Origin of the sequence: Peribacillus cavernae, assembly GCF_003989135.1 — a bacterium.
Lineage (GTDB): Bacteria > Bacillota > Bacilli > Bacillales > DSM-1321 > Peribacillus > Peribacillus cavernae.
Map to the genome: position 1 here is coordinate 525,775 of NZ_RYZZ01000007.1, position 17,092 is coordinate 542,866.

16 protein-coding genes are annotated in these 17,092 nt (G+C 44.6%); 15 read left to right on the plus strand and 1 reads right to left on the minus strand.

What is annotated here, in order from left to right; translation table 11 throughout:
- The 3 genes from rpe to spoVM all read left to right on the plus strand — a co-directional run bounded on the left by rpe (nt 1) and on the right by spoVM (nt 1,661).
- Nucleotides 1-645: a ribulose-phosphate 3-epimerase gene (gene rpe, locus ELQ35_RS08665; protein WP_126864422.1), complete on the plus strand. Its 645-nt coding sequence runs from the start codon at nt 1-3 to the stop codon at nt 643-645.
- A gap of 158 nt (nt 646-803) precedes the next feature.
- Entirely contained in the window at nt 804-1,463 is a 660-nt protein-coding gene (locus ELQ35_RS08670; protein ID WP_126864423.1) for a thiamine diphosphokinase, read from the plus strand.
- A 117-nt stretch (nt 1,464-1,580) separates the two neighbouring features.
- The gene (gene spoVM / locus ELQ35_RS08675; protein WP_046522178.1) at nt 1,581-1,661 is read left to right on the plus strand and encodes a stage V sporulation protein SpoVM; all 81 of its coding nucleotides are present in this window, start codon (nt 1,581-1,583) and stop codon (nt 1,659-1,661) included.
- A gap of 275 nt (nt 1,662-1,936) precedes the next feature.
- On the opposite strand, the gene rpmB is transcribed toward spoVM, so the two are convergent.
- The gene (rpmB, locus tag ELQ35_RS08680; RefSeq protein WP_126864424.1) at nt 1,937-2,125 is read right to left on the minus strand and encodes a 50S ribosomal protein L28; all 189 of its coding nucleotides are present in this window, start codon (nt 2,123-2,125) and stop codon (nt 1,937-1,939) included.
- Nucleotides 2,126-2,377: 252 nt separating this feature from the next.
- Between rpmB and ELQ35_RS08685 the strand changes: the two genes are divergently transcribed.
- From ELQ35_RS08685 to smc, 12 genes are all read left to right on the plus strand, one after another.
- On the plus strand, nt 2,378-2,740 hold the full coding sequence (locus ELQ35_RS08685; protein ID WP_126864425.1) for an Asp23/Gls24 family envelope stress response protein: 363 nt from the start codon (nt 2,378-2,380) through the stop codon (nt 2,738-2,740).
- Nucleotides 2,741-2,758: 18 nt separating this feature from the next.
- Complete coding sequence (locus ELQ35_RS08690; RefSeq protein ID WP_126864426.1) at nt 2,759-4,441, plus strand: DAK2 domain-containing protein; 1,683 nt, start codon at nt 2,759-2,761, stop codon at nt 4,439-4,441.
- A 147-nt stretch (nt 4,442-4,588) separates the two neighbouring features.
- Entirely contained in the window at nt 4,589-5,251 is a 663-nt protein-coding gene (sdaAB, locus tag ELQ35_RS08695; RefSeq protein WP_126864427.1) for an L-serine ammonia-lyase, iron-sulfur-dependent subunit beta, read from the plus strand.
- A 63-nt stretch (nt 5,252-5,314) separates the two neighbouring features.
- On the plus strand, nt 5,315-6,199 hold the full coding sequence (gene sdaAA, locus ELQ35_RS08700; RefSeq protein WP_126864428.1) for an L-serine ammonia-lyase, iron-sulfur-dependent, subunit alpha: 885 nt from the start codon (nt 5,315-5,317) through the stop codon (nt 6,197-6,199).
- Nucleotides 6,196-8,244 carry an ATP-dependent DNA helicase RecG gene (gene recG, locus ELQ35_RS08705; protein WP_126864429.1) on the plus strand — a complete coding sequence of 683 codons (2,049 nt, stop codon included), beginning with the start codon at nt 6,196-6,198 and terminating at the stop codon, nt 8,242-8,244. The genes sdaAA and recG overlap by 4 nt, the downstream gene beginning before the upstream one ends.
- A 742-nt stretch (nt 8,245-8,986) precedes the next feature.
- The gene (gene fapR, locus ELQ35_RS08710) at nt 8,987-9,550 is read left to right on the plus strand and encodes a transcription factor FapR (RefSeq protein ID WP_126864430.1); all 564 of its coding nucleotides are present in this window, start codon (nt 8,987-8,989) and stop codon (nt 9,548-9,550) included.
- A 33-nt stretch (nt 9,551-9,583) separates the two neighbouring features.
- Entirely contained in the window at nt 9,584-10,564 is a 981-nt protein-coding gene (gene plsX, locus ELQ35_RS08715; protein WP_126864431.1) for a phosphate acyltransferase PlsX, read from the plus strand.
- 25 nt (nt 10,565-10,589) lie between these two features.
- On the plus strand, nt 10,590-11,537 hold the full coding sequence (gene fabD / locus ELQ35_RS08720; RefSeq protein WP_126864432.1) for an ACP S-malonyltransferase: 948 nt from the start codon (nt 10,590-10,592) through the stop codon (nt 11,535-11,537).
- Entirely contained in the window at nt 11,534-12,277 is a 744-nt protein-coding gene (fabG, locus tag ELQ35_RS08725) for a 3-oxoacyl-[acyl-carrier-protein] reductase (protein ID WP_126864433.1), read from the plus strand. Before fabD ends, fabG begins: the two co-directional genes overlap by 4 nt.
- Before the next feature lie 105 nt (nt 12,278-12,382).
- A complete protein-coding gene (locus tag ELQ35_RS08730) occupies nt 12,383-12,616 on the plus strand; it encodes an acyl carrier protein (protein ID WP_126864434.1) in 234 nt (77 codons plus the stop codon).
- Nucleotides 12,617-12,745: 129 nt separating this feature from the next.
- Nucleotides 12,746-13,474, plus strand: coding sequence for a ribonuclease III (gene rnc, locus ELQ35_RS08735; protein WP_126864435.1), 729 nt, complete (start codon nt 12,746-12,748; stop codon nt 13,472-13,474).
- A 36-nt stretch (nt 13,475-13,510) separates the two neighbouring features.
- The gene (smc, locus tag ELQ35_RS08740; protein ID WP_126864436.1) at nt 13,511-17,077 is read left to right on the plus strand and encodes a chromosome segregation protein SMC; all 3,567 of its coding nucleotides are present in this window, start codon (nt 13,511-13,513) and stop codon (nt 17,075-17,077) included.
- Nucleotides 17,078-17,092 lie beyond the last annotated feature (15 nt).

Below are 17,092 nucleotides of genomic sequence, written 5' to 3' on the forward strand. Positions count from 1 at the left end.
ATGGTTAAAATAGCGCCATCTATTTTATCCGCTGATTTTTCAAAACTTGCTGAAGAAATACTCGATGTCGAAAGAGGCGGAGCTGATTATATCCATATTGACGTCATGGACGGTCATTTCGTACCGAATATAACGATCGGGCCACTAATCGTCGAAGCAATACGCCCGGTTACCAAGCTGCCCCTCGATGTCCATTTAATGATTGAGAATCCGGACTCTTATATAGAAGCATTTGCAAAAGCTGGAGCGGATTATATTACGGTGCATGTCGAAGCGTGTTCCCATCTTCACCGTACGATCCAATTAATCAGCTCATTTGGAATCAAGGCAGGAGTGGTACTGAATCCAGCAACCCCAGTATCAGCCATCCAGCATATCGTTACAGACATTGACATGGTTCTCTTAATGTCTGTAAACCCAGGGTTTGGCGGCCAAAAATTTATCACTTCGGTCTTACCGAAAATTGCCGAAGTCAAACAACTCGCAAAGAAAAATGGAGTCAGCATCGAAATTGAAGTCGATGGCGGCGTGAATGAAGAAACAGCAAGGCTATGCGTTAATCATGGAGCGAATGTTCTCGTTGCAGGATCCGCTATTTATAATCAGCCTGATCGAAAAAAAGCGATAGAAGCAATCAGGGGGTAGACTCTGCCAGAGGAAGCTTGCGAGCTTCCTTTTAATTACAGATAAAGTATAACTTTTTCAATGTGGAATGATGCATGGATGTGGCGGGTGTTAGTTAACGTGCCTTAAAACAAGGCGCTTCTGCTTTTTTTTTTTAGCAAAATGGAAGGTGATAAATAATGAGGATCTGCATATTAGCTGGCGGACCGACGGAATCTTTACCAGATCTATCTACATATAATGATAATGATATAGAATCCCTATGGGTTGGCGTGGATAGAGGTGTACACACATTGCTGGAAAACGGTATCACCCCCCACGCAGCTTTCGGCGATTTTGATTCGGTCTCTGAAGTCGAGCTGCAGACAATCAGGGAGGCAATGGAGGAGGTTCATCTTTATCCTTCCGAAAAGGATGAAACCGATCTTGAAATTGCCTTTGATTGGGCTGCCCGCCAAGCTGCTGATGAACTTTACATTTTTGGGGCAACCGGCGGGCGTTTGGATCATTTATTAGGGAACATTCAGCTCTTGCTCAGAGAGGAAATAGTAAAAAAACATGCCCGCACAGAAATATGTATTGTTGATAAGACAAATATATTAACGGCCAAACTGCCGGGTGTCTATAAACTCGAAGTGATCCCCGATAAAAAATATGTTTCCTTTGTCCCGGTGACTGGGGAAGTGAAAGGCATTACCCTGCATGGTTTCAAATATCCGCTGGAAAATTGCCAAATTAAGATCGGGTCGACCTTATGCATAAGCAACGAACTAATTTCTGAATCTGGTACTTTTTCATTTACGGACGGCATATTATTGGTGATAAGAAGCAGTGATTAGAAATCACGCTCACGGCTATCATCAAATATAATATTTCACGGAATCAGCTAATAAGCTTGTCTCGTATGAAAAAGTTTCACTAATAGGGAAGAGTGGGATATACAGAGGAGGGGCACTATGAAATTTTATACAATCAAACTGCCAAAAGTGCTGGGAGGCCTTGTTCGGGCGATGCTTGGCGCATTCAAAAAAGGTTGAAAAAAAGCTTACTTTAACGTAACACCCTATCCAGGGTGTTATTTTTATGCTCTTTACAAGGCGCTTGCGCTTTTCTACCTAGATAAGAAAGTATAATTTTTTCAATATGAACGGGTGTCTAGCTCCAGCGCCTAGCCCCTCGAGGTCATAAGTCAATCACAGCAAGAAGGAAAGAACACCTTCTTTCTGTGCTTGCCTTATGCTTGTCGGGGCTGAACAAGGCGCTTGCGCTTTTCTAAATAAAAAGGCATCCTTATATAAGGATGCCTTGAACATTATACGCGTTCTACTTTGCCGGATTTAAGGGCTCTTGCAGAAACGTATACACGCTTAGGTTTACCGTCAACTAAAATACGAACTTTTTGAAGGTTAGCGCCCCATGTACGCTTGTTTGCATTCATAGCGTGGGAGCGTTTGTTACCAGAACGGGTTCTTCTTCCTGTAATCACACATTGACGTGCCATGTTTAAATTCCCTCCTTACTACCGCAAGCTTAAGTTTCACTTTATCTTAAGTCTTTTTAGAAATACCTTAATAATTTATCATATCTATTTTCATATTGCAATACTCGTGCCAAATAGTTTCAAGAAAAAAACCTTTACATACTCCATGGAGAACTGATTTATTAGTATACTGTGCGACTATTTCTTTTAATACAAGGGACGATATAGTAAAATATGTGTAACCAAGGAGATTTTCAGGAGGGGGAACGTATTATGTCCATCGAATTACAAACGAAATTCGGGCAAATTGATATATCCAATGATGTTATTGCGACCATTGCCGGAGGAGCGGCTGTTGATTGCTACGGTATAGTAGGAATGGCTTCCAAAAAGCAATTAAAAGACGGCATTGCCGAAATATTGAGAAGAGAAAACTTCACTAAGGGTGTGATCGTTCGCCAGGAAAACGATGAAGTACATATTGATATGTTCATTATCGTGAGCTATGGAACGAAAATTTCCGAGGTTGCACATAATGTCCAATCAAAGGTAAAATACACCCTGGACAAAACGGTCGGATTAGCTGTGGAATCAGTAAACATCTTTGTACAGGGAGTCCGTGTGACGAACCCTTAGGACTAGGAGGAAAGTTTTGTGTCGATTACAAGCTTGAATGGAAAACGATTTGCAGAAATGATCATACAGGGTGCCAACCATTTGGCAGCCAATGCTAAGATGGTTGATGCATTGAACGTTTTTCCAGTGCCGGATGGTGATACCGGGACAAACATGAATTTGTCGATGACTTCCGGAGCAAAGGAAGTTCAACATAATGTTCAGGAACATATCGGGAAAGTAGGAATATCATTGTCACGGGGGCTGCTGATGGGCGCCCGCGGAAATTCTGGTGTCATCCTGTCACAATTGTTCCGGGGATTTTCAAAATCGATTGAAAGTAAGGCTGAAATCAATAGCCACGAATTTGCGAGTGCGCTTGAAGCTGGAGTTGAAACCGCCTATAAAGCAGTCATGAAGCCCGTTGAAGGGACAATTCTTACTGTCGCCAAGGACGCGGCTAAACAGGCTGTTACATCCGCGAAGAAACAAACGGATATCATTTTAGTGATGGAGGAAGTCGTAAAGGAAGCAAAAGCCTCACTTAGCCGGACGCCTGATCTTCTTCCTGTCCTGAAGGAAGTGGGCGTCGTTGACAGCGGAGGCCAGGGGCTCGTGCTTGTATATGAAGGTTTCCTTGCTGAGTTAAAAGGAGAGCATCTCCCTGGATCGCCTTCAAACATCCCGACCATGGACGAACTTGTCAGCGCAGAACATCATATGAATGTCCAGGGCCACATCAATACAGAAGATATCGTCTATGGATATTGTACGGAATTCATGGTCAGGCTGGAAGCTGACAAGCTTGCCGTGAAATCTTTTAATGAAGAAGCGTTTCGCAATGATTTAAGTGAGTACGGCGATTCTTTATTGGTTATTTCAGATGATGATATCGTAAAAGTACATATTCACTCTGAACACCCGGGGGACTGCTTGAATTATGGACAGCAATACGGCAGCCTGATTAAGCTGAAGATTGATAACATGCGTGAACAGCACTCCAGCATTGTCGGCGAAATGCATGCCCCGCTTGAGACCGGCGTTAGCCCGGCGCCTAAGGAAAAAAATGAATACAGCGTCGTTTCCGTAGTGATGGGCTCCGGATTGAGCGATCTTTTCAAAAGCATTGGTTCAAAATCCGTGATTGAAGGCGGACAAACGATGAATCCGAGTACGGAAGATATCGTCAGGGCTGCTCGTGAAGCAAATGCGAAAAATATTATCATTTTGCCAAATAATAAGAATATCATTATGGCAGCCGAGCAGGCAGCCGATGTGGTGGAGGCGAATGTAATCGTCATTCCTTCCCGAACCGTGCCTCAGGGAATGGCAGCACTTTTGGCTTTCAACCCTGCTGCAAGTCCAAAGGATAATGAAACCGCAATGAAAGATGCACTTTCACATGTGAAGACAGGACAAATCACTTATGCTGTACGCGATACAAGCATTGAAGGACTTGAAATTGAAACAGGAGATTTCATGGGTCTTGCCGATGGAAAAATAAAGGTAAAAAATAAGAACAGGCTTCTTGCCGCAAAGGATCTCCTTGCACAAATGATCGATGGAGATTCAGAAATTCTCACCATTCTCTATGGAGAAGATGCAGCCCGTGAAGAGGTTGACGAGCTGGCTGCATTCTGTAACGAGACCTTTAAGGATCTTGAAATAGAAATTTATAACGGAAAACAACCATTATATTCTTATATTTTCTCGATTGAATAAGGCGGAAAAACCTGCTGCACGCGTCATTAGACCGTGCAGTTTCTTTTTTTATTGTGTATGATAGATTAGGGGAATACTTTCCCTCTATTTCTATGCTAGTAATTCGGTTGAATTTCTATTGAGCTATAATTTAGGGGGCAAGAGACCATGAAATATAAAAGTGTATTCGACATTATCGGCCCTGTAATGATCGGTCCTTCCAGCTCGCATACAGCTGGTGCAGCAAGGATCGGGAGGGTTGCGCGTAATTTATTTGGAAGAGAGCCAAAATGGGCGACCATCTCTTTCTATGGTTCGTTCGCCAAAACATATAAAGGGCATGGAACAGATGTAGCTATCGTAGGCGGTTTGCTCGATTTTGACACATTCGACGAGAGAATCAAAGAATCGCTTACAATAGCAAGACAGAAAAAAATTAGAATCAAGTTTATAGAAGAGGAAGCAGTTACCGATCATCCCAATACCGCGAAAATAATGATGGGTGATGAAAAAGGAGAAATGGAATTAGCCGGTATATCCATAGGTGGTGGAAAGATCGAAATTATTGAGCTGAATGGCTTTGTACTGAGGCTTTCCGGCCATCATCCAGCCATACTTGTCGTTCACAACGACCGCTTTGGAACGATTGCCAATGTTTCGAACGTGTTGGCTAAACACCAAGTAAATATTGGCCAAATGGACGTTTCCCGTAAAGAAATGGGGAAGATGGCTCTAATGACAATCGAGGTAGACCAAAATATCGAAGAGTCTGTACTAGAGGAAATTTCAGCTCTTCCAAACATTGTCCAGGTAACAAGAATCGTCGAATGATGAAGTGTAAAGATATGAAAACGTTTACCTTTGAAAACGAAGCACAAGGAGGGAGGAAAATAAATGTTCCGCAATGTTGCTGAACTAGTTGAATTGGCAGAATCAAAAAACCAAAAGATATCCCAAATCATGATCGAGCAGGAAATGGAAGTTACAGGTAAAACCGGTGAGGAAATTTTGCGTCAAATGGAAGTGAATCTTGATGTAATGGAACAGGCGGTTGAACGCGGCCTTAAAGGCGTAAAGTCGCATTCCGGCCTGACAGGCGGAGATGCTGTGCTGCTTCAGGAATATATTAAAAAAGGGAACTTTCTGTCGGGAGAGCTGTTACTGGACGCAGTCAGTAAAGCTGTTGCTACAAATGAAGTAAACGCAGCAATGGGTACCATTTGCGCCACCCCGACTGCCGGTTCAGCGGGGGTCGTGCCCGGGACATTATTTGCCGTGCAGCGGAAGCTGAATCCGACCCGTGAACAAAAGATAGAATTTTTATTTACGTCAGGCGCTTTTGGGTTTGTCATCGCAAACAATGCGTCTATTTCCGGAGCTGCTGGCGGATGCCAGGCCGAGGTTGGCTCTGCTGCAGGGATGGCATCGGCAGCAATTGTTGAAATGGCTGGCGGCACTCCCGCGCAAAGCGCAGAAGCAATGGCAATCACCCTTAAGAATATGCTTGGCCTAGTTTGCGATCCTGTAGCAGGACTGGTTGAGGTTCCATGTGTGAAACGGAATGCAATGGGTGCAGCCAATGCGATGGTTGCCGCGGATATGGCTTTAGCGGGAATAACGAGCCGGATTCCGTGTGATGAAGTGATTGGAGCCATGTTCAAGATTGGTCAATCCATGCCGTCAGCTTTAAGAGAAACTGCACAGGGAGGGTTAGCGGCAACACCGACGGGCCGGGAATTAGAGGCGAAAATCTTTGGGCTGCCGCTTATGAAAAAGTGATTTCACATCTAGAGGATCCGATAACTGCAATAAAAGGAATAGGCGGTGAAACAGAAACTTCACTTAATGAAATAAATATTTATACGGTATCCGACCTTATGGAACATCTTCCCTACCGCTATGAAGATTATCGGTTGAAAGATTTAGAGACAACCAAGCATGAGGAGAAGGTCACCGTTGAAGGAAAAATTCACAGCCAGCCAACATTAGGGTATTTTGGCCGGAAAAAATCGCGGCTCACCTTTAAATTGCTTGTTGGCCGTTATTTAATTACCGTTACCTATTTCAATCAGCCATACTTGAAAAATAAATTGAACATAAATGATATCGTAACTGTGACAGGCAAATGGGACCGTCACCGCCAGTCGATCAGCGGCAGTGAATGCCAACTCGGCCCTTATCGGAAAGAAAAAGAATTTGAACCGGTCTATTCAACGCGGGGCAGCCTGACAGTTAAAGGGCTGCGCCGTTTTATAGCCAAAGCTTTTTCGCAGTACGGAGAGCATATTGAAGAAAACCTGCCTCAGCAAGTGTTGGATAAATACAAGCTGCCGCTGCGTAAAGATGCACTGCGCCGAATGCATTTTCCTCTCTCTGCAAATGATGTGAAACAGGCGCGGAGACGTTTTGTTTACGAGGAGTTTTTATTCTTTCAGCTCAAAATGCAGGCAATACGAAAAGTCCAAAGAGAACAGTCAAGGGGAATTCAGCAGTCATACAAGCTTGATCGTTTGAAGGGATTTATCGAGTCCTTGCCATTTCCATTAACAAATGCCCAGAAAAGGGTGGTTAATGAAATCCTGGCTGATATGAAATCACCATACCGTATGAACAGGCTGCTTCAGGGGGATGTAGGCTCCGGGAAAACTGCAGTGGCCGTGATCGCACTGTTCGCATCTATTTCAGCGGGTTATCAGGGTGCCTTCATGGTACCGACAGAAATCCTCGCAGAGCAGCATGGCGCTTCCCTTCAAGCCATGCTCGACCCTGCTGGACTCAAAACAGCGCTTCTTACCAGTTCGGTCAAAGGGAAAAAACGCCGTGAATTACTGCATGCTTTACAAGATGGGGAAATTGATATTTTGATTGGGACGCATGCGTTAATCCAGGCTGAGGTCAATTTCAACAATTTAGGTCTGGTGATAACCGATGAACAGCACCGCTTTGGCGTGGAACAGCGAAGGGTGCTCCGTGAAAAAGGGGAAAGTCCCGATGTTCTGTTTATGACTGCGACACCGATTCCCCGTACGCTCGCGATTACAGTATTTGGGGAAATGGATGTTTCCGTAATCGATGAAATGCCTGCAGGGAGAAAAACGATCGAAACATTTTGGGCAAAGCATGAGATGCTTGATCGGATCTTAGGATTCGTGGAAAAGGAACTTCGCCAGGGAAGGCAGGCATATGTCATCTGCCCATTAATCGAAGAATCAGAGAAACTCGATTTACAAAACGTGCTCGATGTCCATGCTGCGATGACCCAGTATTTTGACGGGCGTTTCCGAGTAGGGTTGATGCATGGCCGGCTTCCCTCTGACGAGAAAGATGTGGTGATGAAGGAATTCAGTCAAAATGATTTGCAGGTCCTTGTTTCAACGACTGTTGTCGAGGTAGGCGTAAATGTACCGAACGCAACCGTAATGGTTATTTATGACGCGGAGCGTTTTGGATTGGCCCAGCTCCATCAGCTTCGCGGCCGCGTAGGAAGAGGAAGTGAACAATCTTACTGTATAATGCTTGCAGACCCAAAATCCGAGCTCGGCAAAGAACGGATGAAGATCATGACCGAAACGAACGATGGTTTTGTTTTATCTGAAAAAGACCTGGAATTGCGTGGTCCTGGTGACTTCTTCGGCAAAAAGCAGAGCGGCGTTCCCGAATTCAAGGTTGCCGACATGGTCCATGATTATCGGGCGCTTGAAGTGGCAAGAGATGATGCAGCAAAGCTGATTGCCTCGGAAAGCTTCTGGAAGGATCCCGAATATCTTTCATTACGGAATTATCTCGAACAAACAGGCGTATTGAACGGCGATAAGCTGGACTGATGTGTATTCCAAGATTTATGAGCCATTATTGAAATTTATGAGCTATTCCGTTTACTTATGAGCTATGAAAGGATTCTAGCAACCTTCGCTGCTTCTTTTCATAAAAGTAGGCCTTCAATTATGCATCCATAGTTGTCATTTTCACACTTATGAGCGATTATCCGGATTTGTGAGCGATTTCTAAGATTTATGAGCCATTATTGAAATTTATGAGCTATTCCGTTTACTTATGAGCTATGAAAGGATTCTAGCAACCTTCACTGCTTCTTTTCATAAAAAGTAGGCCTTCCATAGCAGTCATTTTCGCATTTATGAGCTATTATCCGGATTTATGAGCGATTATCGAAGTTTTAGAGCTATTACCAGAGTTTATGAGCTTTGGCCATGATTTTTATGAGTGATGCCTGAGATGTATGAACGGTTATAGGAAATGTCGGCTATCCTACCCAATTTGCATGGAAGAAGCCTACATTTTAGCGTACATGTACATTCCTTTTTACAAGGCGCCTTAGCTTTTCTATTGTCAAGCTCCAGCGCCTAGCTCCTTTGAGGTCATAAGACAATCACAGAAAGAATGCATAGAACGCCTTCTTTCTGCGCTTGGCTTATGCTTGTCGGGGCTGAACCAGGCGCTTCCGCTTTTCTAGCAGATTGCGAGATTTTTTCATTCTTGCAATCTGCTTTTGTTATATATATACTACTATTAGTACCTAGTCATAATAGTACGGATGGTGACCTTCAGATGCGAAGAAATAAGAAGGAGCGCCAGCACCTGTTGATGGAAACGATTAAGGAAAATCCGTTCATAACAGATGATGAGCTGGCTGGAAGATTCTCGGTGAGTGTTCAGACAGTCCGGCTTGACCGCCTGGAGCTTTCGATTCCGGAGCTGCGTGAACGTATCAAGAATGTTGCGGAAAAAAAGTTCAGCGATGAAATTCGAGCGCTTCCGCTCGATGAAGTAATTGGGGAAGTAATTGACATAAATTTAGATGAGAATGCAATCTCTATTTTAGACATAAAAAAGGAACATGTGTTCAAACGGAACGGCATTGCCCGGGGGCATCATTTGTTTGCCCAGGCTAACTCTTTAGCTGTTGCCGTCATTAATGATGAGCTGGCGTTGACGGCGAAGGCCCAGATAATATTCTCCCGTTCGGTGAAGGAGAATGAAAGGGTTATCGCTAAAGCAAAAGTATTGCAAACCGGCATACATTCGGACCGTACGTTAGTGGAAGTAAACAGCTTTGTCGGGAATGAACTGGTTTTTAAGGGAGAGTTTGTAATGTTCCGATCCAACCAATAAGAAAAGCGGAAGCAAAAAGGATGATGCTAAATAATGAAACTAGCAATTGATGCGATGGGCGGGGATCACGCGCCAAAGGAAGTCGTGCTTGGGGCAATGAAGGCTGTCAAGGAATTCCCCGACCTCGAGATTTTATTGGTCGGAAAAGAAAATGAAATTAGCAATCATATGACAAACCGTGAAAAAATCTCCGTGCTGCATACAGAAGAAAAGATCCTGGCAACTGACGAACCGGTTCGTGCCGTCCGCCGGAAACAGACAGCCTCAATGGTGCTGGCGGCCCAGCAGGTGGCTGATGGCACTGCAGATGCCTGTATTTCTGCCGGAAACACGGGAGCGTTGATGGCATCTGGGTTATTCGTGATTGGACGGATCGAAGGAATTGAGCGTCCGGCACTTGCACCGACGCTCCCGACTATTGATGGAAACGGTTTTGTATTATTGGATGTCGGAGCTAATGCAGACGCTAAGCCTGAACACTTGCTGCAATTCGCCATTATGGGCTCGATTTATGCCCAAAAGGTAAGAGGGATTGCCAAACCCCGTGTCGGGCTGTTAAATATCGGCACTGAAGAAAAGAAAGGCAATGAGCTGACAAGACTTGCCTTCGATCTTCTGAGAGAAGCTGACATCCATTTTGTCGGAAACGTCGAAGCAAGGGATCTGCTCGAAGGCTCTGCAGATGTAGTCGTCACGGACGGGTTTACCGGAAATATGGTGTTAAAGACGATAGAAGGGACTGCCATGTCCGTTTTCACCATGCTGAAAACGGCATTGATGAGCAATATGAAAAGCAAGCTCGCTGCCGGGATCTTGAAACCGGAGTTAAGAGGCATTAAGAACCAAATGGATTATTCCGAGTATGGCGGCGCTGGATTATTCGGTTTGAAGGCACCTGTCATTAAAGCTCATGGTTCCTCGGATACAAATGCATATTTCAATGCAATCAGGCAGACGAGGGAAATGGTTCAGCATGATGTTATAAAAAATATTAGTTCGATGATCAAAAATTGATAACTATCGTTAAGGGAGTGTGCAAATGGGGAAAGTAGCTTTCGTATTTCCGGGACAGGGTTCGCAAACGACAGGAATGGGCAAAGATTTATACGATAAATCTGAAGCGGCAAAAAAGGCTTTTCGGGCCGCGGATCAGAAAATTGGCTTTTCGTTATCGGAATTGATCTTTAACGGGCCACAGGAGACACTTACGTTGACAACGAATGCACAGCCTGCCTTATTGACGACAAGTTATGTGTTTTTCCAAGCGCTGGAAACCGCAGGCATCAAGCCCGATTATACGGCCGGCCATAGCCTGGGAGAATACTCGGCGTTGGTTGCAGCGGGTGCGATAAGCTTTGAAGATACTGTCTATACAGTCCGGAAGCGCGGTGAGTTCATGGAAGAAGCCGTGCCAAATGGTCAGGGCTCGATGGCGGCCATCCTGGGGATGGAGCGCAATCGGTTGAACGAAATTACAAAAGCAGTTACCTCCGGAGGAAACACCGTTCAACTTGCGAATATCAATTGTCCTGGGCAGATTGTCATTTCCGGAAGTACTGAAGGCGTAAAGGCGGCAAGTGAGCTAGCCCGGGAGAATGGCGCAAAACGCGCGATCCCGCTCGAGGTCAGCGGTCCTTTCCATTCCGCGCTAATGAAGCCTGCAGCTTCGCGTCTCCAAGAAGTATTGGAGGAGATTACCATTGTGAAAGCCGGTATTCCTGTCATTTCGAATGTGACCGCTAAGCCGATGCAAAAACCTGAAGAAATCAAAGAAAAACTCTTGCAGCAGCTTTACTCGCCGGTTTTGTGGGAAGACAGTGTAAAAACGATGTTAACACTTGGAGTGGACACTTTTGTCGAAGTGGGACCCGGAAAAGTGTTAAGCGGATTGATTAAAAAGATCGATCGTTCGGCTTCTTTATTTTCCGTTGCGGATGCGGAAAGCCTGACAAAAACCATTGAATCATTAAGGGGGACTGAAGTATGATACTTAATGGGAAAGCCGCCCTTGTTACTGGCGCATCAAGAGGAATCGGCAGAGAAATTGCCCTGGAGCTGGCCAGGCAGGGAGCAAATATTGCCGTCAACTATTCCGGGAGTGAAGCGAAGGCCAATGAGGTTGTTACTGAAATCAAAGCCCTGGGAAGAGAGGCATTCGCCGTTCAATGTAATGTTTCAAATGCAGAATCTGTTACAAATATGGTGAAAAGCGTAATCGAGGAATTCGGATCACTCCAAATTCTCGTGAATAACGCCGGTATTACACGTGACAACCTCCTGATGCGAATGAAGGAAGAAGAATGGGATGATGTCATCAACACGAACCTAAAAGGTGTTTTCCTTTGTACGAAAGCCGTTTCCCGGCAAATGATGAAGCAAAGAAGCGGCCGAATCATTAACATTGCTTCGATAGTAGGCATCAGCGGCAATCCGGGACAGGCCAACTATGTAGCAGCCAAAGCCGGTGTAATCGGCCTCACGAAAACAACAGCGAAGGAACTCGCTTCAAGGGGAATAACCGTAAATGCCGTTGCTCCAGGGTTTATTTCGACTGATATGACTGACAAGCTTACAGAGGAAGTCAGGGAGGCAATGCTGCAGCAAATTCCGCTTGCCAGATTCGGCGATCCTGCGGATGTTGCCGGAGTGACTGCATTCCTGGCCTCTGATACAAGCGCCTATATGACCGGCCAAACGCTTCACGTCGACGGCGGAATGGTCATGTAGTCCTTTACTTGCTGAAACTTTAAAGGCATAATAAAGTCTTCTGTTAACAAAATATTTATTAATTCAGCGAAATACACTATAATGGCTTGAGGGGAGGTGAATGCAGTGGCAGATGTAGTGGAACGTGTAACAAAAATTGTCGTTGACAGATTAGGTGTTGAAGAATCAGAAGTGAAACTTGAAGCTTCATTCAAAGAAGATCTAGGTGCTGATTCCCTTGATGTAGTGGAACTTGTTATGGAACTGGAAGACGAGTTCGGAATGGAAATTTCAGATGATGATGCTGAGAAAATCGTCACAGTTGGAGATGCTGTGAATTACATAAAGAGCACTATGTAATTATATGCATTCAAGGATCAAAGCTCCGTTTATTTAAGCGGGGCTTTCTCTTATGCCGCGATTTGGGTATGATAAAACTAGGGAAAAACCTTATTGAGATTGATTTTTTTAAGACGTACGGAGGGTACTATGCGGAAGAACGGTAATAATTGCAGACAGGGAAACATGGAGCATAAATTTAGACAATTTCAGGAAAAGACAGGCTTTCAGTTTCGGAATGAAAAGCTGTTAAAGCAAGCATTTACCCATTCATCTTATGTGAATGAGCATCGCCGCAAGCCGAATGAGGATAATGAAAGGCTTGAATTTTTAGGAGACGCCGTTTTAGAGCTTACCATTTCTAACTTTTTATTCAGCAAATATCCGATGATGTCGGAAGGCGAACTGACAAAACTAAGGGCGGCAATCGTCTGCGAGCCTTCGCTTGTTTTCTTTGCAAACTCGCTTTCTTTCGGAGAATTGGTCTTGCTTGGAAAAGGGGAGGAAATGACAGGCGGAAGAGAACGCCCTGCGTTGCTTGCTGACGTATTCGAAGCTTTCATCGGTGCTTTATATCTAGACTTGGGGCTGGAGACAGTCCTTCAGTTTTTAGAAAATGTCGTTTTTCCTAAAATAAACGAGGGTGCTTTTTCTCATGTGATGGATTATAAGAGCCAACTGCAGGAATTGGTTCAAAGGAATGGCGTTGGTGTTCTTGAGTATCGGGTTCTCCAGGAAAAAGGGCCAGCCCATAACCGTGAATTTGTTTTGATTGTTTCTTTAGACGGTAAAATAATGGGAACCGGTACCGGAAAATCGAAAAAAGAAGCTGAGCAGCTAGCGGCCCGCCATGCGCTGACTGTGATAAAAGAAAAATAAAAGCTTATGGAAGTTTGAAGAAGGGGGAAATGAAGTGTGTTCCTCAAACGCTTGGACGTTGTAGGATTTAAATCATTTGCAGAAAAGACTTCTGTTGACTTTGTCCCGGGTGTCACGGCTGTGGTAGGTCCGAATGGAAGCGGTAAAAGCAATATTACCGATGCAATTCGCTGGGTACTCGGTGAGCAGTCGGCCAAATCGCTGCGCGGAGCCAAGATGGAAGATATCATTTTTGCGGGCAGCGATTCGCGCAAGGCCTTAAATTTTGCCGAAGTTTCGCTGACGCTTGATAACGAGACCAATTCTTTACCGATAGATTTTCATGAAGTAAGTGTAACCCGCCGCGTTTACCGATCCGGGGAAAGTGAATTCTTTATTAATAATCAGGCGTGCAGGCTGAAGGATATCGTTGATCTATTCATAGATTCGGGCCTCGGGCGTGAAGCATTCTCCATCATCAGCCAGGGGAAAGTGGAAGAAATCCTGAGCAGCAAATCCGAAGAAAGGCGGGTCATCTTCGAAGAAGCGGCTGGCGTCTTAAAATATAAAACGCGGAAGAAAAAGGCGGAAAGCAAGCTCTCGGAAACACAGGAAAATTTAAACCGTGTAAATGACATTCTTTACGAACTGGAAGGACAGGTTGAACCACTTAAGATTCAATCTTCGCTCGCGAAAGAATTCCTTGAAAAAAAAGATGAGCTTGAGAAAGTTGAAGTGGCACTCACGGTCCATGAAATTGAAACCCTTCATGAAAAGTGGGAAGCCTTAACAGCAGAATTAGAAAGGCATAGCCTGCAGGAAGAAAAGATGGCTGCTGATCTGCAAAAAAAAGAAGTCATCGTAGAAGAAATCCGCGACAAAACCGCGGCGCTCGATAAATCGCTCAGCAAGCTTCAGGAAGTATTGCTTCAGGCCAGTGAAGAGCTTGAGAAACTGGAAGGGCGTAAAGGAGTTTTAAAAGAGAGGAAGAAAAACGCCAGTCAAAATAAACAACAGCTTGAAAGGTCGATTGAAGAAGCTGAAAAGCGGATTATCCTTTTAACAGAACAAAAAGAGCAGGAAAAGAGTTCGCTTCTGCTGCTGGAAGCGGAAGTGAAAAAGTGCCAGGAAAGCCTGTCAGCAAAACAAAAAAGCCTCTCCCTGCTCAATAGGGATCTTGATGAAACAATCGAGACAATGAAAAGCGAATATATTGAATGGCTGAATAAGCAGGCTGCTGCAAAAAATGAACTTCAATATTTACAACAGCAGCAAAATCTTCAGGAAAACCGGAATACCAGGCTTGATTTGGATAACGCAAAGTTTCTCGCTGAAAGGCAGCAAACAGAAGAAAAGAAAGCAGACCTGCATGCAGCTCTCGCAGCTGTCAACCATGGATTAGAACAGCAGGTTCAGCTTTATCGAGATGAACAAAAAAAGTTTGATCATATAAAAACATCTTATCAAAAACAGGAAACGACCCTCTATCAGGCCTATCAGTTTTTGCAGCAGGCTAAGTCGCGCAAGGAAATGCTTGCGGAAATGGAAGATGATTATGCCGGGTTTTTCCAGGGGGTAAAAGAAGTTTTAAAAGCAAAAAACCGCCTCCTACCCGGGGTGGAAGGCGCTATAGCCGAGTTGATTTCAGTGTCGAAAGAATACCAGACCGCAATTGAGACTGCCCTTGGCGGATCAATGCAGCATATTGTCATGGATAATGAAGAACACGCGAGACAGGCAATTGCTTTTTTGAAGAAAAATGGATATGGCCGGGCCACCTTCCTGCCTCTGACTGTGATCAAAGGCCGTGAACTGCCCAGGGCGCATCTTAACTTGATGAAAAGCCACCCTTCATTTATTGGAAGTGCTGCGGATTTAATTACATACGATGATAAATTTCAGACAATCGCCGCAAGTCTCCTGGGCACGGTAGCCATTACGAAGGATTTAAAAGGAGCAAATGAACTCGCGAAACTTGTCCAGCATAAATACAGGTTTGTGACTCTCGGCGGAGATATCGTCAATCCTGGAGGTTCGATGACTGGCGGTGCCCTGAAACAGAAGACTTCATCATTGCTATCGAGAAAAGGCGAGCTGGAGGATTTGAAAAAAAAGCTCAGCGGGATGGAAGACAAGACAAGCATGCTTGAGCAGCATGTAAAACAGCTCAAAAGCGACATGGCAAAGCAGGAGGATAAACTCGAAGAAGCGAGAAAGTCCGGAGAGGCACTTCGCCTGAAGGAACAATCGATCAAAGGCGATATCCGCGAAGTTGAAATCGAAGAGAGAAACATCAATGATAGACTTCACCTTTATGATTTAGATAAAAAGTCGCTCGTTGAAGAACAGCTGGAGAAGAAAGTCCGGATTGATAACCTTCAAGAACTTCTCGCAGCCTGCGAAACGGAAATAAAAAAACTTGACCAAGAAATAGAAGAACTTACCAAACAAAAACTTTCGCAGCAGTCATCAAGAGAAACGCTTACCGAAGAAACAAATGAGCTGAGAGTAAATTTAGCTTCAAAGCGTGAACAGTTGCAAAACCAGAAAGATAATTATCACAGACTGGAACGAGAGCAAACTTTTGAATCAGAGAAGGCGTCGGAGTTCAAAGAAGACCTTTCATTGCTTTCGAACGAAATGTCCGATAGTTCTAGCGGTGAAGAAAAGCTGGAGGAAGCCGCAAAGAAAAAGCTTGAGAGTAAAACAGCGGCAGTGGATTTAATAGCTTCCAAAAGAAAGGAACGGATGGAGTTCCAGACAGGATTGGAGGCTCTCGAGCTGGAACTTAAAGAATTAAAACGGCAACATAAAGGGATTGCAGGGATTGTAAAAGATGAGGAAGTAAAATTAAATCGGCTGGATGTCGAACTGGAAAACCGTCTTGACCATTTAAGGGGAGCATACTTTCTGACCTTTGAAGGGGCAAAAGAAAAGCACCCGTTGAAGATTCCAGGTGAAGAAGCAAGGAAGAAAGTAAAACTCATCAAGCTTGCTATGGAAGAGCTTGGGACAGTCAACCTCGGAGCAATTGAGGAATATGAGCGTGTTTCTGAGCGCTTTTATTTTCTTATTGAGCAAAAGGACGACCTTCAACAGGCAAAAGACACACTGTTCCAGGTGATTGAAGAAATGGATGATGAGATGAAGCGGCGCTTTGCCGATACCTTCTTTGCGATACGAGGGCAATTTGAACAGGTGTTCAAAGCGCTATTTGGCGGCGGCAGGGCGGAATTAAGGCTGACAAATCCTGATGACCTGCTGTATACAGGAGTAGATATCATTGCACAGCCGCCAGGGAAAAAACTGCAAAATCTTGGGCTTTTATCAGGCGGTGAGCGTGCGTTAACTGCCATTGCACTGTTATTTTCGATTCTGAAGATCCGGCCTGTCCCGTTCTGTATCCTCGATGAAGTCGAAGCTGCACTTGATGAGGCGAATGTGATCCGTTTCAGCCAATATTTAAAACGATTCAGTACCGAGACGCAATTTATCGTCATTACCCATCGAAAAGGGACGATGGAGGAAGCGGATGTCCTATATGGCGTAACGATGCAGGAGTCCGGTGTTTCAAAATTGGTTTCGGTCAGGATGGAAGAAACAAAGGAACTTGCGGAGGTATAGAAGAGGATTTTCTGT